The sequence below is a fragment of the Kitasatospora sp. NPDC015121 genome (genome assembly GCF_055562955.1).
In genome coordinates, this window is the sequence record NZ_JBVHEH010000006.1 from 73732 (window position 1) to 97655 (window position 23924).

Below are 23924 nucleotides of genomic sequence, written 5' to 3' on the forward strand. Positions count from 1 at the left end.
TCGTGTGGGTTCACTCAGCATTTTTCGTTCAAGTAGTGAACGCCATGCTCCCCTGCTGGTCGGCGGCGCGGGGCGAACGGGAGGAGGGGGCGGTGGCATCCTCCCGTTCGCCCCGCGACATCCGGATGTCATGAAAGGCTTTCTGTAAGGTGACGCAAAACTTTTCATCCTGAGGTGCTGGAGATCAGGTGGCCCCACCAGACCAGCCGGTACAGGGAGGTGAACTCGGGGGTGCAGGTGGTCAGGGTGAGGTACTGCCCGGGGGCGGTGTAGCCGGCCTGGGCGGGGACGGGGTCGAGCACGGCGTAGTTGTCGGCGCCGGTCTCGGGGAGCTCCCGGTCCAGGACGTAGGTGTACGTGCCCCCGGGGGTGCGCAGGACCACCTGGTCGCCGGGGGAGAGGCGGTCGAGGTGGCGGAACGGCTCGCCGTGGCCGTTGCGGTGCGCGGCCAGGCCCAGGTTGCCCTGCTCGCCCGGGAGTTGGGTGTCCTCGTAGTGGCCGACGGCACCGCCGTCGAGCACGGTGTCGCGCTCGACGCCCTCGCGGACGGTGAAACGGGCGGACAGGCCGAGCTGTTCGAGCCGAGGGATGGTCAGGGTGCCGAGCTCGGTCCCGGGCGCGACGGGAGTGACGGGCGCGACGGGAGCGGGCGCCGCGGGGGCGGCCGCGGGCGGCGGGACGGCGGCCGGCGCGCCCGGCCCGTACGCGGGCGCGGCGGCGCAGGCCAGCAGCAGGGCGGCGGCGAGCGGGGCGATGACGGAACGCGGGGCGGTGCTCATCCGCGGGCGCCGCCGCGGTGCGCGCCGGGCAGGGCGGCGGCCAGCAGTGCGGTGCCCGCGGCGGCGAACTCGCAGGTCTTGAGCAGCAGCAGACCGCCCGTCAACAGCGGGTCGCGGCTGAGCCGCCAGGCGCGGGCGGCGAGCACGGGCAGCCGCCACGGACCGGCCTGGGCGGCGAAGTGCCGGGGGTGGCGGGCGGCGTAGCGTCCGGCGGTGGCGGCGTAGTGAGCCTTCTTGCGCATCGCGGCGCGCAGCGTGGTGCGGCCCTCGTCGTGGATCAGGACGCTGCGGGTGGTGGTGATCCGGGCGCCGGCGGCGCGCACCCGCAGGTCGAGGTCCTTGTCCTCGGACCAGACCAGTTCCTCGTCGTGGCCGCCGACCCGGTCGTACAGCTCGCGGCGCAGGCAGCGCAGCGACTCGACGGCCCGGTCGCCGTCCCAGCAGCGCTTCTCCAGCACCTTGCAGCGCGACCAGAAGCCCTCGCCGACCGAGACCTCGGGGATCACCAGCGCGTCGTAGCCCTCGTCCTCGATCAGGCGGCGGCACTCGGCGAGTAGCCCGGGCCCGGCGGTCATGTCGGAGTCGAGGTGCAGTACGACGGCGGCGCTGGTGAACCGGACGCCCCGGCGGCGGCCCGCGGCCCGGGACGGGTTGTCGCGGGCGAGCCGGACGTCCAGGCCGCGGGCGTGGAAGGCGGGCAGCGCGGGGGCGAGCGGCTGGCCGGTCCGGGCGTCCTCGTTGACCAGCACCTCCAGGCCGTCGCGCTGCTGCACCAGCGAGTCGAGCAGCCGGCCGATCTGCGGGGCGCTGTCCCGGGTGGGGACGACCACGGCGATCCGGGGCGGGTCGGACGGGTCGGAGGGCGCAGGCGGAGCGGGCGGGTCGGCGGGCATCGGGAGCCTCTCGGTGTCGGTGTCGGTGTCGGTGTCGGTGTCGTGAGCGTGAGCGCGAGCGGGGGCGGGGGCGGAGTCGCTGTCGTGAGTGGGGGCCGGAGCGGGGACGGGGAGCGGCGCGGGGGCGCGGGAGGGGCGGCGCCGGCCCGGCAGCAGGACGCTCGCGCAGGCCAGCACGGTCGCGGCGGACAGCCCGACGGCCGGCCGCCACCAGCGGTCCGGCCCGAACGCGACGCGCAGCTCGGCGTCGCCGTGCCCGTCGACCAGCCAGCCGGCCCGGTAGCCGTCCAGGGTGAGCGGACGGGCGCTCCAGCCGGCGGGCAGGCCGGTGAGCTCCCAGCGCGGGTCGGCGGAGTCCGGCAGGGTGACGGCGACCGGCCCGGTGACGCCGGCCAGCCGGGCCCGCCAGCGCCCGGCGCCGTCCGGTACGGCGGCCACCGGGGCGGGCGCGGGGGCGGCGGAGTCGACCCGGACGGTCAGCGGCAGGACGGGGGTGAGGCGCAGGCCGGTGTACTCGACCTCGGTGCGGCCCGCGTCGTCCCCGTCGGCGTACAGGAACAGGGCCAGGGCGCGGACGCCGGTGGGCGGGGTGAACACCGTCTCCAGGGTGTGCCATCGCGGGCCATCGGCGGTGCGCGGCAGTTCGGCGCACCGGTCGGGGCCGTCCTGCCACAGGCACAGCCGGGCCGGACTGCCGCTCAGCGTGCGGTAGTCCACGGTCAGCCGGTAGCTGCCGGGCCGGTGGCCGGTGCCGGGTTCGAAGGTGTCGACGGGCACGCTGACGCACGCGGTGTGGGCGCGGGCGGTGAGCCGGACGCCGTCGGTGCCCAGCGCCGTCGCGGTCAGGCCGGCCTCGGCGAAGCCGCGCCCGTCGGTGCGGCCGCAGTCCTGCAGGGCGCTGAACGCGGGCGGTCCGGCGGCGGGCAGGCCCGGGTCGGCAGTGACCCGGTGGGCGCCCGGCCCGAGCGGTAGCGGCACCGGGTCGGCGGCGGCGCCGGCCCCGGCGACGACGCCCAGCGCGGTGGCGTCCACGGCCCGGTAGGCGGCGTCGGCCGGGCGGGCGCCGTCCGCGTCCGCGTACCCGTACAGCACCGCGCCGGTGGTGCCGGGGGCCAGCCGCAGCGCGGTGCGGAAGGTCCGCCAGTCGGCGGCGGCGGGCAGCCGGCGCTCGACCGCGCAACTGCCCGGGCCGTCCTGCCACAGGCAGATCCGGGGCGCGCTGCCCCGGTACTCGACGGCGACCTCCAGCAGCCCGTCGGCGGCCGCCCCGGCCAGCGGCAGGCGGACGCAGGCGCTGCCGCCCGGCTCGGCCCGCAGCTCCCAACTCCCCTCCTCGGTACGGGTGGTGGCGCCGCCGCAGCCGCCGTCGGCCTGGGCGTCCGAGGGGCCGGTCAGGTCCGGGCCGTCGGCCAGGGCGGCCGCGACCCGGTCGCCCGGGCGGACCGGCACCGGGCGGCCCGGCTCCCAGGGCAGCACCTCCGGACCGACCAGCAGCGCGGCCGGTGTCGCCCCGGCGGGCAGGTCGAACCGCAGCTCGGGCGCGGCCGGCAGCGCGGCGCCGTCGACGGCGGCCCGGCCCGCGTCGGTCAGCCGCACCCCGTCCGCGGTGCGCTCGGGCAGGTACGCGGTGCCCGCCGTCCGGTCGGCGCGCGCCGCGTACGGGCCGCCGCCGGCTCGCAGGTGCAGCGCGGCGCCGCCCGGGGCGGTGAACGCCAGCCGGGCCGCGTCCACCGGTACGGCCGGGTCGGCCGTGGTGGCCGCGCCGAGGGCGGCGGCCCCGGCGGTGGTGCGCGGGTCGGCCGCCGGGTCGAGCAGCAGCCCGCCCTCATCGCCCAACTCGTTTGCTGCGGACGGGAGTTCGTACAGGTCGGCGACCGGTGTGGCCAGGGTCCGGCGGGCCCCCGGGAGGCGGTCCAGGGCGGCGGCGAGGGCGGCCGGGTCGGCGGTGGGCGCGTCGCCCGCGGTCGTCCGCAGGTCGCGGCGGACCAGCACCTGGCCGACGCCCAGCGCCCGCAGCGCGCCCGCCGCCGCGTCCGCGCCGTCCCGGTCCCCGGCGGCCAGGCCGTCCTCGGCGAGGGCGAGCAGCCGGGCCGGGCCGGACGCGTTGTCGAAGTAGCCGCCCGGCAGCCGCTGCAGCAGCGGCCGGGTCAGCAGGCCGCGCGGCACGTCGTCCACGCCGTGGAAGCCCCAGTCGGTCAGCACCTGGTAGTAGCCCTGCAACGGCAGCTCCAGCACCTTCCCGGGCGCGGCCGAGCGGTTCGCCGCGTCCGCGACCCGCTGCCAGTCCGCCGGGACGGCCACCGACGCGGACGGCAGCGGCGGCCGCGCCTGGGTGACCACCGCGCCCGTCCACAGCGGCCACGGGTAGGCCAGCGCGGCGGCCACCGGCACGGCGGCGGCCGCGCGCAGCGACCTCCGGTCGGCGTCCAGGGCGCGCTGCACGGCCGCGCCCGCCAGGACCGCGACCGCGAGCACCAGCAGCACGCCGAACTTGCTCATCGGCTCGCGGAACAGCCACATCCCCGGCAGGTGCGCGTACAGCCACCCGTTGACGGCCGCCAGCGGCGGGTGCAGCCCCTTGCACAGCAGCACCAGCACCGCCGTCGCCCCCGCCACCGCCCGCAGCGCCCACCGGGTGCGGCGCGGCCCCGGCGGCAGCACCGCGCCCGCCAGCGCCAGCAGCGCCGGCAGCCAGCGCGCCGCGCCCCACGGCGCGCGGTCCACCGCCGCCGCGAACGGGTAGTACTCGGCGTGCGTCCAGCCCCAGTGCGCGTTCAGCGCCAGGATGTCGGGCAGCGTGTTGCGGACCTGCGTCCACGCCCAGGCCCGCACGTTGGTCTGCGCGCTGAAGTCCGCCCCCGCCCCGCCGCCCGCCAGCGTCACCGCCTGCGGCAGCAGCCACCACAGCTGCGCCAGCACCAGCAGCGGCAGCGCCCGTCCGACCAGCAGCAGCACGGGCCGGTACCGCCCGCCGGTCAGCGGCGCGGCGACCGCCGCCAGCACGGCGACCGCGCCCGCCGTCACCACCAGCAGCGGCGGGTTCATCCCCAGGTAGCACAGCGGCAGCGAGGTCAGCGCGACCGTCCGGGCCCGCACCCGCCGCCCGGCGGCCGCGTGCAGCAGGTGACCGCCGAACCACGCCACCAGCGCCGTCGCCAGCACCGGCAGCGGGTTCAGCAGCGACACCAGCGTGTAGACGTTCACCACCGCCAGCAGCCCCGCCGTCGCCGCCGCCAGCGGGTGCCGCAGCCACACCGACGCCAGCCGCGCCGCCCCCGTCGCCGCCCCCGCCAGCACCAGCGCGTACAACACCGCCTGCGCGACGCCCGGGCCCAGCCCCAGCAGCCCGCACCCCCGCACCAGCAGCAGGTCCGGCAGCCGCACCACCTCGTACGAGGGCCCGCCGGTCCCGGTGATCTGGTGCCCCCAGACGCTCCCCAGCTCCGCCCCCAGCGCCGCCCGCCGGAACGGCCCGACGTCCCCCGTCGCGAACTCCCGTCCCGGCCGGAACCACAGCAGCGGCAGCACCGCCGCGAGCACCCCCGGCAGCCCGAGCCGCACCAGCCCGTCCCGGTGCCGGTGCACCACGCCCCGGACGGCCCGCCACACCCGCCGCGCGGAACGCGGCGGGGCGACGGCGGCGGGACGACGACGGGGAACGGGGAGCAGCGCGGTCATCGGCGGACACCACCAGGGACACGGAGGGCGGGGACGTTCATCGCGGGGGCGTACGGCGCGGGGGAGTGCGACGCGGGGGCGTTCATCGCGGGGCACCGCCCGGGGCGGCGGGGGCGAGGCGGGGGGAGAGCGCGGCGGCCTCGACGGCGGTGCGCAGCACGGCCTCCGCGACCTCGTCCCAGGGCAGCGCGCCGCCCGCCCAGCCGGTCGGCGCCGGGGCGGCGACCAGCCCGGGCAGCCGCTCGGCGAGCTCCCGGGCCAGCGCGGCCGGGTGCGGGGCGACCAGCCGACCGCCCGCGGCGGGGACGGAGTCGCACAGGCCGGGACGGCGGTAGCCGATCGTCGGGGTGCCCATCGCGGCGGCCTCGTCCACCACCAGCGCCCAGCCCTCGCGGATCGACGTCGCCACCAACACGTGGGCCCGGGCCAGCAGTTCGTCCCGCCGCGCGGTCGGCACCCGCCCGTGGAAGACCGTCCCGGGCGGGGCCAGCCGTTCCAGCCGGGCCCGCTCCGGGCCGTCGCCGACGATCCACAGCCGGGCCGCCGGCATCCGCCGGCGCAGCAACCCGAACGCCGCCAGCACGTGGTCGACCCGCTTCACCGGTGACAGCCGCCCCACGAACAGCACCGTCGGCGCCTGCTCGCGCGCCACCGCCGGACGCGGCCGCCGGGTCAGCCCCTCCGGCACCAGGTGCAGGTCGCGCAGGCCGTACGCGCGCAGCGAGTCCCGGCTGGACGGCGAGACGGTCAGCACCGGCGTCCCGCGCAGCGACCGCAGCCAGTGCGGCTCGGCGACGTACCGGCCCAGCCAGGACAGCGGCGCCGGGAACCGGGCGTCCCAGATCTCCCGCGCCACCTGGTGCACCAGCGCGACCGCCGGTGTTCCCGCCGACCAGGCGGCGCAGCCGAACGGGCGGGTGTTCACCTCGTCCACCAGCAGGTCGAACCGGCCCGCGCCGTGCGCCCCGTACCACTGCCGCGCCGCCCGGTACACGCCCAGCGGGCCGCCGCCGCGGACGATCCGCACCCCCTCCCGCGACTCCCGGCCGGGCGCCCCGGGCACGGCGGCGGTCACCAGCGTCACCCGGTGCCCGTCGGCGGCCCACCGGGTGAGCACCTCGTGGGTGTACACCTCGGCGCCGCCGGCCTCGGGGTGGGCGGTGTCCTTCCAGTTGAAGACGCAGATGCGCATGGCCTCGGCTCGGCTCGTGGGACGGGATGGGAGGGGAGTGGATCGGAGGGGAGGGGAAGGGCTGGTGGTGCGTCAGCCCGCGTTGTCGGGGAGGGCGCGCAGGACGGGCCGGGGGTCGGCGGTGGCGGCGGGGCGGCGGGGGGTGAGGCGGAGGCGGGCGCCGAGGCGGAGGGCTTCGGCGAGCATCCGCAGGGCGGTGCTGGGGCGGACGGTGCTGCCGGTGCGGGGGCGGACAGTGACCGGGACCTCGGCGATCCGGCGGTGGCCGTGGCGGTGCAGCAGGGCGAGCAGCTCCAGGTCGAAGACGAAGCCGTCCTCGCGGCACAGCGGCAGCACCCCGGCCAGCGCCTCGCGGCGGAACACCTTCAGCCCGGTCTGGGTGTCGCGCACCGGCAGCCGGAACAGCACCCGGGCGAGCAGCCGGAACGCCCCCGAGCACACCTGCCGGACCCGCCCGTGCTGCAACCGCTTGACGCCGACCGCCGCGTCCGCGCCGTCGCGGCGGGCCGCGTCCAGCAGCCCGGGCAGCAGCTCGGCGGGCAGGTCGCCGTCCGCGTCGATGAAGGCGATCCAGCGCCCCCGGCACTGCCGGAACCCGGTGCGCAGCGCGGCGCCCTTGCCCCGGTTGGCGGCGTGCCCGAGCCGGCGCAGCCGCCGGTGGCCGAGCCGGGCGACCCGGCGGCCGCTGCCGTCGGTGCACCCGTCGTCGACGGCCAGCACCTCGTAGCTGGCGCCGTGCCGGTCCAGCACGCGCAGCAGCCCGGCCAGGTGGCGGGCGACCGCCGGGCCCGGGTTGTAGTACGGGACGACCACGCTGAGTTCGACCCGGGCAACCCGGTCGATCTCGTGCACGGCCGCGGGCTCCGTCCGGGCGGCCGGCAGGGCCGGCCCGGCGGCGCCCAGGCGCAGGCCGGTGCCGGGCAGCGCGCAGGCCACCGCCAGCAGGACGGCCAGCGCGTGCGCGGCGGCGATGCCCTGCGCGGTGGCCGGGAGGCACGCCAGCAGCGGCGGGAACGCCACCGCGCCCGCCCAACCGCCCAGCGGGGCGCCGCCGTGCGCGGCCCGGTAGTGCAGCAGCACGGTCAGCACCAGCAGCGCCGTCGCGTCGATCCCGAGCAGCAGGCCGAGCCCCGGGCCGACGGCGAAACCGGCACCGAACACCAGCGGCAGCACGGTGGCGCCGCCCGCCATCAGCACCAGCGCCGTGCCCGCCCCCGCCAGCAGGGCCGCGCCCAGCCCCCGGGCCAGCGCCCGGGCGGCGGTGCGGCGGTCCGCGGAGGCCAACCGGCCGAGCAGCAGCAGCACGATCAGGTTCGCGCAGGCCAGCGAGGCCTTGGCGAGCTGCGCGCCCGCGCCGTACCCGCCGGCCGCCGCGCCGCTCAACCAGTGCCGGGCGCACAGCAGATCGGCTCCCGTCAGCACCCACAGCCCCGCGAACCCGGTCACCGACCGCACCAGCACCCGCGGTTCGACCCGCAGCGTCCCGGCACCGGGACGCCGCGCGGGCAGCCGGACGAACAGCAGCGCGGCGGTCACGCACTCGCCGACCAGCGTCGCCGCCAGCACCCCGCCCACCCCCGCCCCGCACCACAGCGCGAACCCGGCCCCCGCCAGCCGGACGCAGGCCCCGCCCAGCAGCGGCCAGGACGCGGCCACCGGCCCCCGGCTCCCCACCGCGTGCGCCCACAGCACCGCCACCGCCGTGCCCGGCACCAGCGCCGCCGAGGTCAGCACCACCGGCAGCGGCCCGGACAGCCGCAGCAGCCCCGCCACCGGAACCGCCACCGCCCCGGCGACCAGCACCACGGGCGCCGCGCACCGCACGGCCCGCCACAGCAGCGGCCGCGGATCGACGACGACGCCCGCCGCACCACCTGACGCCGTCCCGTCTGACACCGTTCCGCCGGACGCCGTCGCGGCGCCCGCGCGCAGCACGGCGGCGGCGACCACGGTCTGGACGGCGGCCAGCGCGACGCCGACCGCCGCGAGCAGGCCGAGGAGGGCGGCCAGCGCGCCGTAGCGGTCGGGGCCGAGGAGGTGGCCGGCGGCGGTGTGCAGGCCGAGGTCGGCCAGGCCGCGCAGGGCGAGCAGGAAGCCGGCCAGGGCCGCGGTCGGGCCGGTGGGCAGACCGGGGCCGGTGGCCCGGGACTCCTCGGCGGAGTCCCGGGCCACCGGCCCGTCGGCGGTCACCGCGTGGGCGGATGCCGGGGGTCGCGTCATCGCCGCCCGTTCAACCGCGCGACCTGCGGTGGATCCGCCGGCCGGCCAGTGCCGCACCGGCCGCCAGCGCCAGCCCGGCCGCCGCGACGCCCGCGGCCTCACCGCCGCTCCAGCCGGCCGAGGCGGTGGCGGCGCCACCGGTGTCGGCCAGGTGGCGGCCGCCCTTGCCGACGACCTGCACGGTCAGCGAGTCGACCTGGGTGCCGCCGCGCGCGGCCGGGCCGGTGGCCCGGATGGTGTAGCTGCCGGGGGAGGTGCCGGCCGGCACGGTGAACGTCTTGGTGAACGTGCCGGAGGCGTCGGCGGTGGCGCTGCCGAGCGAGGCGCCGCCCGGAGTGACGGTCAACTCGACCGTCCCGCCGGGCTGGTAGCCGCCGCCGGAGACGGTGACGCTGCTGCCCGGGACGAGGCCGGTGGTCCGGCCGGACGCGCTCAGCGTGCCGGTGCTGAGCGGGTAGCTGCCCGCCGCGGGCGCCAGGGCGTCGAACGCCGGTGCGGCCACCGCCGGGGCGGGCGCGGCCAGCGCGGCGCCGGAGACGAACAGCAGGGCGACCGCGCCGCGGCGCAGCACGCCCCTGGGGGGACTGGTCATGTGGGCTCCTGACAGGAGGGGGTTCGGACCCGGGCGCGTTCACCCGGGCTGCCCGCACAGCCATTGACCGCCACCGGTTCGCTGACGCACCGTCACGACGGGATTCACCCGGAGGGCCCGGCGCCCGCTGAGCCGCCCGGGTGGTCCGTACCGCCGCCCCGGGGTGGCCGCTCCCCGCCGGGGCCGATCGGCGGTACCTGATCGGCGGAACAGCGGAACAGCGGAACAGCGGAAGCGGCGCGCGTCGACGGCGGCGCGCAGGAGAGGCGGGACCGGTGACGGGGAAGTTGCGCAGGCGGACGGCGGACGCGGTGGTACGCGCGGGCCGGTGGTGCTTCAAGGGCAGCGCGGTGGGCCGGCTGCCGCTGGCCGGGCGGGTGATGCGCTGGTGCGTGCAGGCCGGGCACGGCCACGGCGAGGTGCTGGCGCCGTTCCGCGGCGCCGAGTTGGCGGTGCCGACGGCCAGCGCGTCGATCGCGGCGGGCCTGCTCGGCGGCTTCTACGAGGAGCGCGAACTCGACCTGTTCGAGGAGGTGTGCGCGCACCGCCGCACCGTCGTCGACGTGGGCGCGAACCTCGGCGTGTACGCCTGCCTGGCGGCCCGCGCACTGCCCGCCGACGGGCTGCTGGTCTGCTACGAGCCCGCCCCCGACAACCTGGCCCGGCTGGCCGCGAACCTGGGCCGCAACCCCGGCCGTCCCGGCCTCACCGTCCGGGTCGAGCCGCACGCGGTCGGCCCGGCCGAGGGCCGCACCACCCTGCGGCTGGCCGAGGACATCGGCCTGCACCGGGTCGCGGCGCAGGGCGGCGACGGGCTGACGGTCCGCCAGGTCGCGCTGGACTCCCGGCTGCCCGCACTGTTCGCCGAGCACGGCGGCCCGCGCCGGGTCGACGTGCTCAAGGTCGACGTCGAGGGCTACGACGTGCACGCGCTGCGCGGGACCCGCCGGCTGCTGCGGCGCGACCGGCCGGTGCTGTTCGCCGAGTTCTGCCCGCCGCAGCTGGCCGAGTGCGGCGCGGACGCCGAGGAGTTCGCCGCGCTGCTGGCCGAGGCGTACGAGGAGGTCCACGTGGTGGACGCCGCCCGGAACACCGTCACCGCCTGCGCCCCGTCCGCGCTGCTCGCTCCCACCTACCGGGCCCGGCTGGTCAACGTGGTCGCCGCGGGCCGGGACGAGGACCGCGAGCTGCTCGCCCGCTGGGCCGGGCCCCGGGCCCGGGGCCGACTGGTGCGCTGAACGGGCGCGGTGGGGGCAGCGGTCCGCCCCCGGCCCGGCGGGCGGGTCGGGGGCGGCGGGTCCCGCGTCGCGGGGTCGGGGCGGACCGGTGCGGGCGGTGGGTCAGTCGTGCGGGACGAGCACCAGCGGAGCGGTGCTGCGGCGGACGGCGGCGTGGACCAGGCCGCCGAGGTTGCCCAGCAGGTGCGGGTGGCGGCCGAGGACCAGCAGGTCGGCGTGCTCGGCGGCGGAGAGCAGTCCGTCGGCGGCGCCGCCCAGCGGGGCCTCGACGGTCAGTTCGACGCCGGGGTGGGCGGCGCGGGCGGCGTCCAGCATCCGGTCCAGGTCGGCGGCGATCCGCGCGCCCTGCCGGTCGGCGTCCGGGTCCGGCGGCACCCAGCCGGGCGCGCCGGCCCAGAACGGCACCATGTCCCAGCCGTGCACCGCCCGCACCCGGCCGCCCGAGCGGGCCGCCGCGGCGAGCGCGAACTCGACGGCGGGCAGCGAGGATTCACCCGCCACGCCCACCACGACCTCGCTCTGCCGCGCCGTCGCCGCCGGAGCGGGCTCCGCCACCGCGAGCGCGACGTCCGGCCCGGCCGAGGCGGTGAGCGACGCGCCCTCCGGTACGGGGAGGGCGGCCGAGGCCGTGAGGTGGGCCTCCGGCTCGGTGAGCGGGGCGTCCTCCTCGGCGGGCCGCTCCCGCACCAGCGCCACCGGGCAGCCGGCCCGCCCGGCGACGGCGAGGGCCACCGAGCCGCCCAGCAACTCGGCCATCGCGCCCGGGCCCTGCGAGCCGAGCACCACCAGGTCGTACTCCTCGGCGGCGTCCACCAGGGCGTCCGCGGCGGGGCCCGCGGCCGCCTGGACGGCCACCGCCAGCTCCGGGTGCGCGGCGGCCACCTCCAGGGCGACCGCCTCCAGGTCGGCGTGCTCGGCCCGCCGGACCGGGTCGGTGGTGGGGCCGTCGGGCTCCGAAGGACCCAGCCAGGGCCAGACCCGCAGCACCGTCAGCTCCGCGCCCCGCCGCGCGGCCTCCTCGCCCGCCCACCGCACCGCGGCCCGCGCGCCCGGGGAACCGTCGTACCCGCTCATGATCTTCTGCACCGTGGTCACGTCCCCTTCTCGCGCTCGGACGGCCGTCTGCCGCCCGGGGCGAGGAGCGGCTACCCCGGAAGGCGCCGGTCATGCCGGGTGCCGGCCCGCCCGCGGGCGGGGCGCGGGGTCAGCCGTGCGCGGTGTCGATCACGCAGAAGCGGTTGCCGTCCGGATCGGCCAGCACCACGAAGTCCGGGTCGGGCGGGTAGCTGTCCCACGCCACCCGCCGGGCCCCCAGGCCCACCAGCCGCTCCACCTCGGCGGCCTGTTCGGCGGCGTCCGCCGCGTACAGGTCCAGGTGCACCCGCGGATGCTCCTGGACCGGGCTCGCGCTGCGGCCCAGCGCCAGCTGCACCCCGCCCGGGTGCGGCGGCAGCAGCACCGCCCACCGCTCGTCGCCGTCCCCGCGCGGGGCGTACCCGAGGGCCGCCGTCCAGAACGCGACCGCGCGCGGCACGTCCGCCACGCCCAGCACCACCGAACCCATCGTCAGCATCCGGTGATTGTGGCAGACGGCCCGGCCCGGGGCGGCTCAGGCCGGCCGGCGGGCCGCCAGCAGGGCGGGGTGCGGGGCGGGGACGAGCTCCAGGCCCGCCGCCGAGGTCTCCTCCGCCAGCACGGCGGGATCGGCCGGCCACATCGGGAACTCCTCCCGGACGCCGCGCACCGAACGGCCCGCGCGCTCCACCCGGTAGTGGAAGACCATCCGCAGCACGCCCCGGTCGGGGATCCGGGTGACGTCGGCCCGGTAGCTGTCCGCCCCCATCCGGACCGGACCGAAACCGGCCAACTCCTCGGCCTCGTCCGGCATTCCGGTCGGCGGCGGGTCGAACAGCAGCACCCCGCCGGGCAGCAGGGCCCGGGCCGCCGCCCGCCACAGGGCCCGCCGGGCGGCCGGCTCCACGCAGCCGACCACGTTGGCGGCGACGGCCAGGTCGGCGACCGCCTCCAGCCCGGCCTCCTCGGCCCGGCCCGGATGCACCGTCAACCGGGCCCGCCGGTCCGCGCCGAGCGCCGCCGCCCGGGACATCAGCACCGTCCGCATGGCCGGGGCGGGTTCCACGGCGTGCACCGGGACGCCCGAGGACTCCAGGAGCACCTGGGTGACGATCCCGGTGCCCGCGCCGAAGTCGACGATCCCGTGCCGGGCCCGGTCCGCCGGCCCGGCGAACCAGTCCTCCGCCCGCCGCCGGTCGGGCTCCGCCTGCAGCAGGTCGTAGAACTCGGAACTGACGGCGTAGTCCGGTTGCTCCATCAGGCTCATCCCCCCACCCTGCCGCACCCGCCCGCGATCCGGCGCGGCGACAGGCGGACGACGGGCGGACGGGCGGGTCCCGGGCGGCTTGCCGGGGGTGCGGCGGCGGGCTGGGCCGCGCGGGTGAGTGTGGGCGTCCCGGGAGGCGAGGTCCCCGGGGCGGGCGGGGGTCGGTGCCACAGTGTCGGTGGTTTCCGATCATCAGACCGAGGACGGTGGACACCGGTGTCCCGTGGCACACCCCGATCCTGGCGGGCCGCGGCCCTGCTGGTGGCAACGCTCCTGCTCACCCCCGCGGCCCCGGCCGCCGCCGACCCGGCCCCGCCGCCGCCCGCCGGAGCGGAGGCCGCGCTCGACCGGCTGGCCCGGGACGTCGACGAGGCCCGGCACGCCACCGAGGTCGCCGAGCAGCACTACACCGCCGCCGCCGCGGAGTCGGCCCGGCGGCGGCAGGCCTCGGCGGACGCCGCCCGGCAGGCCGAGGAGCAGCGCGGCCGGTTCGCCGACGCCCAGACCGAGGCGGCCCGGCTGGTCGCCGAGCAGTACCGCAACGGCGGACTCGGCACGCTGGCCCGGCTGTTCCTCACCGACCGGCCCGAGGACTTCCTGGAGGGACGCCAGCGCGCCGCGTCCGACGCGCGCAGCGCCGCCGCCGTGCTGCGCGACCTGCGCGAGGCCCGCAACCGGATGGTGCTCTCCTCCGAACAGGCCGCGCAGGCCGAGCGGTCGGCGGCCGCCGCCGCGGACGAGGCCCACCAGGCCCTGGACCGCGCCAAGGAGAGCACCGCCCGCACCGAACAGCTGCTGGCCACCGCCACCGCCGAGCAACTCGGCCAGCTGGAGCGGCGCGAGGCCGCACTCGCCGACGGCGCCGGCCGGCAACTGCTCGCGGCCGGCCTGGCCGGGCCCGGCGGCGGGGCGTCCGAGGCCGGGCGCAAGGCGATCGAGTTCGCCCTCGCCCAGCGCGGCAAGCCGTACCTGTGGGGCGGCACCGGCCCCGACGCCTTCGACTGCTCCGGCCTCACCTCGCAGGCCTGGCTGGCCGCCGGCCGGCCGATCCCGCGCACCAGCCAGCAGCAGTGGGCGGACCTGCGGCACGTCGCGCTGCGCGACCTGCGCCCCGGCGACCTGGTGATCTACCACGGCGACGCCGGCCACGTCGCGCTCTACCTGGGCGGCGGCACCGTCGTGCACGCCCCGCACACCGGCACCGTGGTCAAGCTCGCCCCCGTCACCATGCTGCCGGTCCTGGGCGCCGTCCGCCCCGACCCGGACGCGCCGGCCGCGCCCGCGCCGACCGGTGCCCCGGCGCCCGCGCCGGACCCGGCCGCCGCCCCGGACCCGGCGCCCGCGCCGCAGGGCTGAGCGGGAGGCCGGTCAGGGGGTGGCGGTGACCGGGCCGACGTGGGCGGTGGCGGTGCCGGGGCGCGGGTTGGCGCCCTCCCAGTGGAAGGTGAGGGGGGTGGTGTCACCGGGCGGGGTGAGGGCGATGCCGGTGACCTTGAACTCGTCCTGGGCGGGGCCGGTGCGGGGCTGGTAGTCGATGGTGACGCGGGCGGTGCCGTTCGGGGCGAGGGTGACGGTGCGGACGCCGGCGCCGGGGCGCGGCGGGAGGGTCCAGGCGCGGGTGTCGCTGAGCAGGTCGACGGCGGGGTAGCCGGTCATGGTGCAGGGGGTGGGGCTGCGGTTGGTCAGTTCGATCTGCTCGGCGGCCCGCTCGCCGCTCCGCGCGCTGACGGTGGCGCGCAGGTCGTCGGCGGTGCAGCGGCCGCCGCTGTCGCGCACCGCCTGGACCGGGATCGCCGCCGCCGTCGTGGTGGCCGGCACGGGTGCGGCGGGCGCGGGCGGCACGGCGGCGGCCCGGGCACCGGCCGGGGCGGGCGGCTGCTGGGCGCAGGCGGCGAGGGCGAGGCCCAGGGCCGGGAGCAGGACGGCGGCGGGCAGGTGGCGCAGGTGCATGTCGGTCGTCCCACTCGTCGTTCGGCGGCCCGGGCGGCGTTCCCGGCCCGGCGTGCGGCCATGCTGGCGCAGCCGGATCAACAACGGATCAACGCAGGCCGGGCGCGGCCGCGGAGCCTGTAATTCCGCAGTAACGGCCGCTGTCTAGCTTTCGGGGCATCCCCCGCTCCCTCCCTGGAGGACTCCCCGATGCACCTGCCCCGACAGACCCGGCGCGGAACGGCCCTCTGGGCCACCGCCGCGCTGACCGTGACGGCCGGCCTGGCCGGCTCGCCGCTGCCCGCCGCGATGGCCGCCGCCCCCGCCCCGTCCGCCGCCGCCCAGGTCGACCCGGCCCTGACCGGCGCGGTGGCGGGCGGGCAGGACGCCACGTTCTTCGTGGTGCTGAAGGACCGCGCCGACCTCGGCAAGACCAAGGGCAAGGGCTCGCACGCGGCGAAGGCACGGGCCGCCTTCCAAGAGCTCCAGGACACCGCCACCCGCAGCCAGGCCCCGCTGCGGAAGTTCCTGGACGAGCGGAGGGTCGGCCACCAGGACTACTGGATCGCCAACGCCGTCCAGGTCACCGGCGGCGCCGGACTGGTCACCGAACTGGCGAAGCGCGCCGACGTGCGGCGGATCGTGAAGGCGCGGACGTACCACCTGGACGACGTCCGGGCCGCGACGGCCGCGACCACCGACGCGGGCGACGGCACGCCCGAGTGGGGCGTCAAGGACATCGGGGCCGACCAGGTGTGGGCGCAGTACGACGCGCGCGGCGAGGGCGTGGTGATCGCCAACGTCGACTCCGGCGTCCAGTACGACCACCCCGACCTGGTCGCCAACTACCGAGGCAACAACGGCGACGGCACCTTCACCGACGACTACAACTTCTACGACCCGAGCGGCACCTGCGCCACCCCCAGCACCCCGTGCGACAACAACGGCCACGGCACCCACACGATGGGCACCATGGTCGCCAGGAACGGCATCGGCGTCGCCCCGAACGCCACGTGGATCGCCGCCAAGGGCTGCGAGTCCTCGCAGTGCTCGGACGAGTACCTGCTGAAGGCCGGGCAGTGGATGCTCGCGCCGACCGACCACAACGGGAACAACCCGCGGCCCGACCTGGCTCCGGACATCGTCAACAACTCCTGGGGCGGCGGCGACACCACCTTCTACCAGGACATCGTCGAGGCCTGGAACTCGGCGGGCATCTTCGAGGCGTTCGCGGCCGGCAACGACGGCGACGGCACCACCTGCTCGACCTCGCACGCCCCCGGCTCGCAGGCCCCCTCGTACGGCGTCGGCGCGTACGACGCGAACGGGAGGATCGCGAACTTCTCCGGCTTCGGCCCGTCCCTGGTGGACGGCTCGGCCAAGCCGAACATATCCGCGCCCGGCGTCAACGTCCGCTCCACCTGGCCGGGTTCGGCGTACATGGCGGAGTCCGGCACCTCGATGGCCACCCCGCACGTGGCCGGCGCCGTCGCGCTGCTCTGGTCCGCCGCGCCCTCGCTGATCGGCGACATCGACGGCACCCGCGCGCTGCTCGACCAGGGCGCCCGGGACGTCGACGACACCCACTGCGGCGGCACCCCCGGCATGAACAACGTCTGGGGCGAGGGCAAGCTCGACATCCTCAAGTCCGTCGACCTGGCCCCGCACACCGCCGTGAACATCACCGGCAGGGCCACCGACCGGGCCACCGGCGCCGCGCTCGCGGGCATCACCGTCAGGATCGGCTCGGACGCCACCGGTACCCGCACCGTCACCACCGCCCCCGACGGCTCCTACCGCCTCGCGCTGGCCCCCGGCAGCTACGACGTCGCCGCCTCCGGCTACGGCTACGCGGACTTCGCCCTCAACGGCCTGACGGTCGCCGCCGGGCAGCCGCAGGACGTCCCGCTGGCGATGACCGCCGTCGCCAGGCACGCCGTCACCGGCACCGTCCTGGACGTCACCGGCAAGCCGCTGGCCGGCGCCGTCGTCGAACTCACCGGCACCCCCGTCGCCCCCGTGGTCTCCGGCCAGGACGGCTCGTACAGCCTGGGCCAGGTCGCCGAGGGCGCCTACACGCTGACCGTCGAGCCCGCCCAGCCCGTGCTCTGCAACGGCGTGTCCACCGGCCCGCTGGCCGTCGCCGCCGACGTGACGAAGACCGTGCGGACCCCGGCCCGCACCGACGACTCCGGCACCAGCTGCGCCCCCGCCGCGTACGGCTGGGTCAAGGGCAGCAGCAAGGTCGCGCTCAGCGGCGACGAGGACGCCAAGACCGTCGCGCTGCCGTTCCCGGTGACGCTGTACGGCGTGACGTACACCAGCGCCGCCGTCACCACCAACGGGCTGGTCGACTTCCTGGAGCCGCGGATCGGCGACTACGCCAACACCGCGCTGCCCTCGCCCGCCCGGCCCAACGGCGTCGTCGCCCCGTTCTGGGACGACCTGACCCTCGACAGGAAGGCCACCGTCAGCACCGCCACCACCGGCACCCCGGGCAGGCGCACCTTCGCCGTGGTCTGGGACAACGTGCCGCTGGTGTCCGACGGCGCGAAGCGGGTCAGCTTCGAGGTGCTGTTCGACGAGGCCACCGGCGCCGTCACCTTCCAGTACCAGAACGTGCCCGGGGCGGGCTCCGGCGCCACCGTCGGCCTGGAGAACCAGGCCGGCACCGACGCCCTCCAGTACTCCTTCGACCAGGCCGTGCTGACCAACGGTTCGGCGATCCGCTTCACCCAGGGAGCCAAGTGATGACCACCCACCGCCGCGCCCTCCGGCTCGCCGCCACCCTGGTCGCCGCCGGCCTCGCCCTGACCGCCGCGCCCCACGCGCTGGCCGCCGACCCCGCCGCCGGGACCGACGGCGTGATCAAGCTGACCGACCGGCAGGCCCAGGACCTGGAGACCCGGCTGAGCGCCGACGCCTACCCGCGGGCCACCGCCTCCGACAGCGCCGACAGCGCCCCCGAGGGCAGCGGCGGCACCGGCGGCAGCGGCAGCCACCTGGACGCGCACGCGCCGGTGACGTTCACCGCCGGCTCCGTCCTGGAGGGCGTGCGCGGCGTGGCCGCGACCGCCCCCGCGGGCTCCGACGGCGGCTACTTCACCGTGCACAGCCTCGGCAACGTCCAGCTGCACAGGGCCGACGGCTCCACCGCCTGGGCCCGCACCAACAGTTCGCTGTACGCCGACTGGCAGGTCAAGCCGCTGCGCCCCTGGGACGTCGAGCCCTACCCGGCGCGCATCCCGCTGGCGTTCAACTTCGTCAACCCGTTCAGCTCCTCCTCGGCACGCGGCTACGACACCGGCGACCTGACCGGCGACGGCGTGCCCGACCTGGTGATCGCCGCCTCGGTCGGCGACAACCCGTACCGGCCGTTCACCTCGCCCGGCTCGACGCTGACCTACGGCTCCTTCGTCACCGTGCTCGACGGCACCACCGGCAGGACCCTGTGGTCCAAGCTCTACGCCTCCACCACCCTCGTCCGGATCGTCGACGGCACCCTGCTGGTCTCCGACGCCCCGCGCCAGAACACCAGCGCCGCCAAGACCGCCACCGCCACCCTGACCGGGATCAGGTTCGGTGACGCCGACGGCAAGCTCACCCCGGCCTCCACCTGGACGTACGACACCGGCGAGGCCGGCGCGGCCGCCTGGGGCGACCTGCTCGACCTCGGCGGCGGCAAGGTCGCGGTCTCCTTCGACCGGCGCGGGACCACCACCGCGCCCGGCCGCGGTACCACCTTCGTGCTGAACACCGCCGACGGCACCCCCGGCTGGCGGACCGACGGCGACCTGTTCGGCCGCACGCTGGAGCTGGACGCCGCCCGCCACCGCGTCGTCGCCCTCGAACAGCCCGACTACACCGAGAAGTTGGCCTACTCCGTGGTCGGCTACGACCTGGCCACCGGTGCCCGCACCGTGCTCGACACCCGCACCAACGTGCTGCCCACCGCGCTCACCATCGGCGACCTCGGCGGGAACGGCGGCGCGTACGCCGTCGCCGAGGACTCCTTCAGCCCCGACGGCTACGTCAACGCCACCACCATCCGGGTGCTCGACGGCAAGGACGGCTCCACCGTCCGCTGGACCAGCACCACCAAGCCCAGCGTCGACTCCGGCGACGGCCCCAGCACCTGGGCCCTCGACATCGTCGACGACACGCTGGTCGCCAGCTCCCAGGACGGCCGCGCCACCGACACCGCCGAGAACGTCTCCGGCCTGCGCTACGGCAGGCTCACCGCCTACAACGGCAACGGCAAGGTCCGCTGGCAGGTCGACGGCACCGCCGCCTCGCCGCGCCTGCAGCAGGTCGACGGCGGCGTGGTGCGCACCGTCGACCAGCAGCAGAACGTCCACACCTACAACCTCGGCAACGGCAAGCAGAGGAGCCTCACCCCGCTGCAGGGCGACCTCGACCACGCCGCCGCCACCGACCTCGACGGCGACGGCCGCCAGGACGTCGTGGCCGGCGGCAGCTCCGACGGCGTCTGGGCCTACTCCGGGCGCTCGCTGCTCACCGGCACCCCCGAGCAGCTGTGGCGGGCCACCGTCCCCGGCGAGGTGCACGCCGTCGCCACCGGCGACGTCAACGGCGACGGCAAGCCCGAGGTGGTGGTCGCCGCCGACACCGCCACCGCCGTCCTCGACGGCCGCACCGGCAAGGTGCTCACCACCATCGACGGCGGCGGGGCGTTCGTCCGCTCGGTCACCCTGGCCGACCTGGACGGCGACGGGAAGGCCGAGATCCTCGTCCCGACCGACGCGCTGCGCGCCTACGAGGGCGACGGCACCCCGCTGTGGACGCACACCGCCCCGGCCGGCTCCGGCGAGGTGGTCTTCTCCGACGCCGTCGTCTCCGAGGGCAAGGTGTTCGTCCAGTACGCGGGCGTGAACGCCCTGCGGAAGAGCGACTCCGTGCAGAACGGCGTCGCCCTGGACGCCGCCGAGGGCACCCCGCTCTGGCAGGCCGACCCGAAGGCCCCCGCCGAGGCCGTCGACGGCAAGCTGCACGGCGCGCTGCTCGACCACGCGGTCTACGCCTCGCCGAAGATCCCGTACGCCGACGGCCACGCCGTCGTCTACACCTGGCTCCTGTCGGCCGTCCCCGGCGGCGTCAGCGGCGGCGGCACCGACCTGGTCAGCCCGATGTCGGTCACCGAGATCCGCGACGGCCGCACCGGCGAGGTGCTGCACCGGAAGGTCGCGGGCGGCCCCTGGTCGCACGGCGACTTCTTCACCGGCGAGGACGGCGACGGCCTCCAGGAGATGGGCTTCGGCGTGCTGCGCCAGTACCTCGCGAACGGCGAGGACCGCTGGACCTCCACCACCGCGCCGCTGCGCACCGCCCAGTTCATCACCGGCCCCGACGGCCGGAAGCTGCTGGTCGGCGGCGTGGAGGGCGGCCTCGCCGCCTACGACCCGGCGATCGTCGGCGACGGCAACGCCTTCCACTCCTCGATCGGGTCCGCCACCGCGCGCGGCGGCCGCGACTACCTCGCCGTCGACCTGGACGGCGACGGCAAGGAGGAGATGCTCTCGCTCAACTTCGACGCCCTCGGCGTCAACCGGGCCGCCGGACTGCTCGGCGGCGGCGTCCTCTCGATCGACAACGGCATTCACCAGATGACGACGTACAAGCTCTCCTGAGCCGTGCGCACGACCACCTGAACACGTGGGGGACCGGGTACCCCGCAGGCGCCGGCCTGCGGGGTACCCGGCCTGTTCGTGTACAGTTACCGGCCTCATGGGCGCAACAGACACCGACCGGACGGACACCGCACCACCCATGCTGCGCCTTTACCTCTTCGAGGGATTCCGGGCCGAACGCGACTCCGGACCGCCACTTGCCGAACGCTGGCCCCGGCCCGGCGCCCGCGCCCTGGTCAAGCTGCTCGCCGTCACCCCCGGCCACCGGCTGCACCGCGAACAGGCCATGGAGACCTGCTGGCCCGACGCCGACCCGTCCGCCGCCGCCGGCAGCCTCCGGGTCGCCCTGCACGCCGCCCGGCACGCCCTCGAACCCGAACTCGCCCCCCGCGCCGCCTCCTCCTACCTCAAGGCCGACGGCGGACTGCTGCTACTCGACCCCGCCGCCGTCTGGATCGACGCCGACCACGCCGAACAGGCCGCCGAGGACGCCCTGATCGACGGCCGGATCGAACAACTCACCTACGCCATCGCCCAGTTCGCCGGAGAACTGCTCCCCGAGGACCGGTACGCGCACTGGGCCCAGGCCCGCCGCGGCCGACTCGACCGGCTGCGCGAACACCTGCTGCTCCGGCTCGCCGCCGCCCACCTCGACCAGGACCGCCCCGAGGACGCCGCCGACTGCGCCGAACAGGTCCTCACCACCAGCCCCGCCGAGGAACTCGCCCACCGCCTGCTCATCGACGCCTGCCTGCGCCAGGGCCAGCGCCGCCGCGCCCTGCGCCAGTACCACCTGTGCCGCGAAGCCCTCGACACCGAACTCGGCATCCGCCCCGGCCCCGAGACCGAACGCCTGCACCGCGCCGCCCTCGCCGCCACCCCCGCCCCCGCCCCCGCCGCGACCGCCCTCCCGGCCCGGCTGCGCAGCGCCGCACCCACCCGACTGCACGGCCGCGAGAGCGAGTTGCGCCGCCTACTGGCCCCCGCCGGACCACCCGTCCGGCTGCTCACCGGCGAAGCCGGCATCGGCAAGACCCGCCTGGCCGGCGAAGCCGCCCGCCGCGCCGCCGCCGACGGCACCGCCGTGCTCTGGGGCAGCGGCCAGGACGCCGAGGACCACACCCCCTACGGCGTCTTCGCCGACGCGCTCGACGGCTGGCTCGCCGAACACGACCCCGCCGAACGCGCCCGGGTCGGCGCCGAGTACCCCGAACTCGCCGCGTTCCTCCCCTCGTTGGGCCAGGTCCCGACCGGCGCCGCGCGCAGCCCCGAAGAGCAGCGCGACCGCCTGTTCCGGGCCGGCACCGCCCTGCTCGGCGACCTCGCCGCCACCCGCCCCGTGCTGGTCGTCCTCGATGACCTGCACGCCGCCGACACCGGCTCCTACCAACTGCTCGGCCACCTCGCCCGACGCGCCCGGGACCGCCGCACCCCGCTGCGCTTCCTCGCCACCTACCGCGAGGAGGAACTCCCCGACGGCGACGCCCGCCGCCGCGCCGTCGCCACCATGCTCCGCCAACAACTCGCCACCCGAGAGGAGTTGGGACGCCTCGACGAGGCCGCCGTGCTGGCCGCCGTCCACGACGCCACCGGCCGCCCGCCCCGCCCCGAGGTCTGGGAGCTCTCACTCGGCAACCCGCTGTTCGCCCTCGAACTCGCCCGTGGCGGAACGGAGTTCGGGGACGACCCGACGCACCCCCCGGCGGGCGTCCGCGACCTGGTCGGCGAACGCCTCGCCCGGCTCGACCCGCACGCCCGCCGCTTCGTCGAAGCCCTCTCGGTGGCCGGCGGCGAGGCCGCCCTCGCCGAACTCCTCGACGTCGCCGAACACGCCCTGCACCCGCCCGTCACCGGCGGCGCCGCCGCCGACGCCGTCGAACACGCCATCGCCGCCGCCCTGGTCGAAGAACGCCAGGTCGTCATCGCCGGCCGCGCCGAAGCCGGACTCGCCTTCCGCCACCCCCTCGTCCGGCTCACCTGCTACGACGGCCTGTCCGCCGTCCGCCGCCGCCAACTGCACGGCGCCTACGCCCAGGCCGTCCAGCGCCGCCGCCCCGACGCCGTCGACGCCCTCGCCTCGCACTTCACCCGCGCCGACGACCCGCGCGCCGCCGACTACCTGCGCCGCGCCGCCGAACGCGCCGCCGCGCTCTACGCCAACGACACCGCCGACCGCTACTACCGCGACCTGGTCGCCCGGCTCGACGTCGACGCCGCCCGGGCCCGCCTCGCGCACAGCCAGGTCCTGCGCCGGATGGGCGAACCCGGCCGCGCCACCGAGGTGCTGCGCGCCGCCCTCGCCGAGTTCCTGGCCCGCGGCGACCACGACGACACCGTCGCCACCGCCGCCCACCTCGCCGAGACGCTGTTCCGGACCGGCGACCTCGCCGCCGCCGCCCAGGTGCTGGACACCCACCCGCCGACCGACCGGACCGGCCCCGAAGCCCGCGCCCTGCACCACCTCGCCCACGCCGGACTGGGCAAGATGCGCGGCCGCTACCCCGACGCGTACGCCGCCGCCCGGCGCGCCCAGGAACCGGCCGAACACGTCCCCGGCCCCACCGGCCAGCTCCTGCAAGCCCGTTCGCACGCCATGCAGGCCATCAACCTCGGCCTGGCCGGCCGCTTCGGCGAAGCCCGCCGGGCCGGCGACCGCGCCCTCGCCCCCGCCCAGGCCTACGGCGAACCCACCCTGCTCGGCTCGGTGCTCTCCACCCTGCGCGAGAACGCCCGCCGGCACGGCCGCCTGCACGACGCCGTCCGCTTCGGCCGCCAGGCCCTCGACCACGCCCGGCAGTCCGGCGACCCGATGGCCACCGCCTTCGAACAGCTCAACCTCGCCGAACTCCACCTCCTGCTGGAGGAGAACGACACCGCCGCCCAGTACGCCGAGGCCGCCGTCGCCGCCGCCGACTGGGACGACGCCTGGTCCCTGCCCTACGCCCTCGCCGTCCTCGCCCGCGTCCTGCTGCGCACCGGCGACCGCCCCCGCGCCGCCGCCCTGCTGGACCGCGCCGGCACCCCCGGCGACCAGCAGGCCCACCACGAAGTCCGGCGCGCCCGCGCCCTGTTCGCGCTGCGCGACGACGACCCTGACACCGCCCTCGCCGTCCTCGGCGACGCCACCGAACAGGCCCCCGAACTCGCCGCCTACGCCCACCTCGCCGCCGGCCGCCCCGCCGAGGCCGCCCGGATCGCCGCCGCCGAAGCCGCCCGCGCCCGCGGCACCGGCGAACGCCTCGCCGAGACCGAGGCGCTGATCGCCCACGCCACCGCCGCCACCCGCCTCGGCGACCGCACCGCCGCCCGCACCGCCCTCACCCGCGCCGACCACCTCGCCCGCACCCTCCCGTACCCGTCCGGCCTCACCCGGGTGCTCGGCCTGCACGCCGAACTCGGAGCGGACTGACCCGC

14 protein-coding genes are annotated in these 23924 nt (G+C 77.5%); 5 read left to right on the top strand and 9 right to left on the bottom strand.

The genetic code is table 11. The annotated features are described in order from the left end of the window. Positions 1-164: 164 nt before the first annotated feature. From ACZ3J7_RS10315 to ACZ3J7_RS10335, 5 genes are all read right to left on the bottom strand, one after another. Entirely contained in the window at positions 165-779 is a 615-nt protein-coding gene (locus tag ACZ3J7_RS10315) for a class E sortase (protein ID WP_465618851.1), read from the bottom strand. Next, complete coding sequence (locus tag ACZ3J7_RS10320; RefSeq protein WP_465618853.1) at positions 776-5350, bottom strand: glycosyltransferase; 4575 nt, start codon at positions 5348-5350, stop codon at positions 776-778. Before ACZ3J7_RS10320 ends, ACZ3J7_RS10315 begins: the two co-directional genes overlap by 4 nt. 82 nt (positions 5351-5432) lie before the next feature. Beyond that, positions 5433-6542, bottom strand: coding sequence for a glycosyltransferase family 4 protein (locus ACZ3J7_RS10325; RefSeq protein WP_465618855.1), 1110 nt, complete (start codon positions 6540-6542; stop codon positions 5433-5435). 72 nt (positions 6543-6614) lie between these two features. Further along, positions 6615-8762, bottom strand: coding sequence for a glycosyltransferase family 2 protein (locus ACZ3J7_RS10330; RefSeq protein WP_465618857.1), 2148 nt, complete (start codon positions 8760-8762; stop codon positions 6615-6617). A 10-nt stretch (positions 8763-8772) separates the two neighbouring features. After that, positions 8773-9354: a hypothetical protein gene (locus ACZ3J7_RS10335; RefSeq protein ID WP_465618859.1), complete on the bottom strand. Its 582-nt coding sequence runs from the start codon at positions 9352-9354 to the stop codon at positions 8773-8775. 275 nt (positions 9355-9629) lie between these two features. Here ACZ3J7_RS10335 and ACZ3J7_RS10340 point away from each other — a divergent pair, with 275 nt between their 5' ends. Further along, a complete protein-coding gene (locus tag ACZ3J7_RS10340) occupies positions 9630-10592 on the top strand; it encodes an FkbM family methyltransferase (protein WP_465618860.1) in 963 nt (320 codons plus the stop codon). A gap of 102 nt (positions 10593-10694) precedes the next feature. On the opposite strand, the gene ACZ3J7_RS10345 is transcribed toward ACZ3J7_RS10340, so the two are convergent. The 3 genes from ACZ3J7_RS10345 to ACZ3J7_RS10355 form a co-directional block, all read right to left on the bottom strand. Then, positions 10695-11687, bottom strand: coding sequence for a universal stress protein (locus tag ACZ3J7_RS10345; RefSeq protein WP_465618862.1), 993 nt, complete (start codon positions 11685-11687; stop codon positions 10695-10697). A 109-nt stretch (positions 11688-11796) separates the two neighbouring features. Continuing rightward, positions 11797-12165 (bottom strand): VOC family protein, encoded by a 369-nt coding sequence (locus ACZ3J7_RS10350; protein WP_465618864.1) that lies wholly within the window; start codon positions 12163-12165, stop codon positions 11797-11799. A gap of 36 nt (positions 12166-12201) precedes the next feature. Beyond that, positions 12202-12933 (bottom strand): class I SAM-dependent methyltransferase, encoded by a 732-nt coding sequence (locus tag ACZ3J7_RS10355; protein ID WP_465618866.1) that lies wholly within the window; start codon positions 12931-12933, stop codon positions 12202-12204. 216 nt (positions 12934-13149) lie between these two features. Here ACZ3J7_RS10355 and ACZ3J7_RS10360 point away from each other — a divergent pair, with 216 nt between their 5' ends. Beyond that, positions 13150-14289: a C40 family peptidase gene (locus tag ACZ3J7_RS10360; RefSeq protein ID WP_465618868.1), complete on the top strand. Its 1140-nt coding sequence runs from the start codon at positions 13150-13152 to the stop codon at positions 14287-14289. A gap of 12 nt (positions 14290-14301) precedes the next feature. Here the strand turns inward: ACZ3J7_RS10360 and ACZ3J7_RS10365 are convergent, their stop codons facing one another. Beyond that, positions 14302-14883, bottom strand: coding sequence for a DUF4232 domain-containing protein (locus ACZ3J7_RS10365; protein ID WP_465618870.1), 582 nt, complete (start codon positions 14881-14883; stop codon positions 14302-14304). Between the two features lie 189 nt (positions 14884-15072). Between ACZ3J7_RS10365 and ACZ3J7_RS10370 the strand changes: the two genes are divergently transcribed. The 3 genes from ACZ3J7_RS10370 to ACZ3J7_RS10380 all read left to right on the top strand — a co-directional run bounded on the left by ACZ3J7_RS10370 (position 15073) and on the right by ACZ3J7_RS10380 (position 23919). Further along, entirely contained in the window at positions 15073-17613 is a 2541-nt protein-coding gene (locus ACZ3J7_RS10370) for a S8 family serine peptidase (protein WP_465618872.1), read from the top strand. Beyond that, complete coding sequence (locus ACZ3J7_RS10375; RefSeq protein WP_465618874.1) at positions 17613-20510, top strand: FG-GAP-like repeat-containing protein; 2898 nt, start codon at positions 17613-17615, stop codon at positions 20508-20510. The genes ACZ3J7_RS10370 and ACZ3J7_RS10375 overlap by 1 nt, the downstream gene beginning before the upstream one ends. Positions 20511-20607: 97 nt before the next feature. Beyond that, positions 20608-23919: an ATP-binding protein gene (locus ACZ3J7_RS10380; protein ID WP_465618876.1), complete on the top strand. Its 3312-nt coding sequence runs from the start codon at positions 20608-20610 to the stop codon at positions 23917-23919. Positions 23920-23924: the final 5 nt, after the last annotated feature.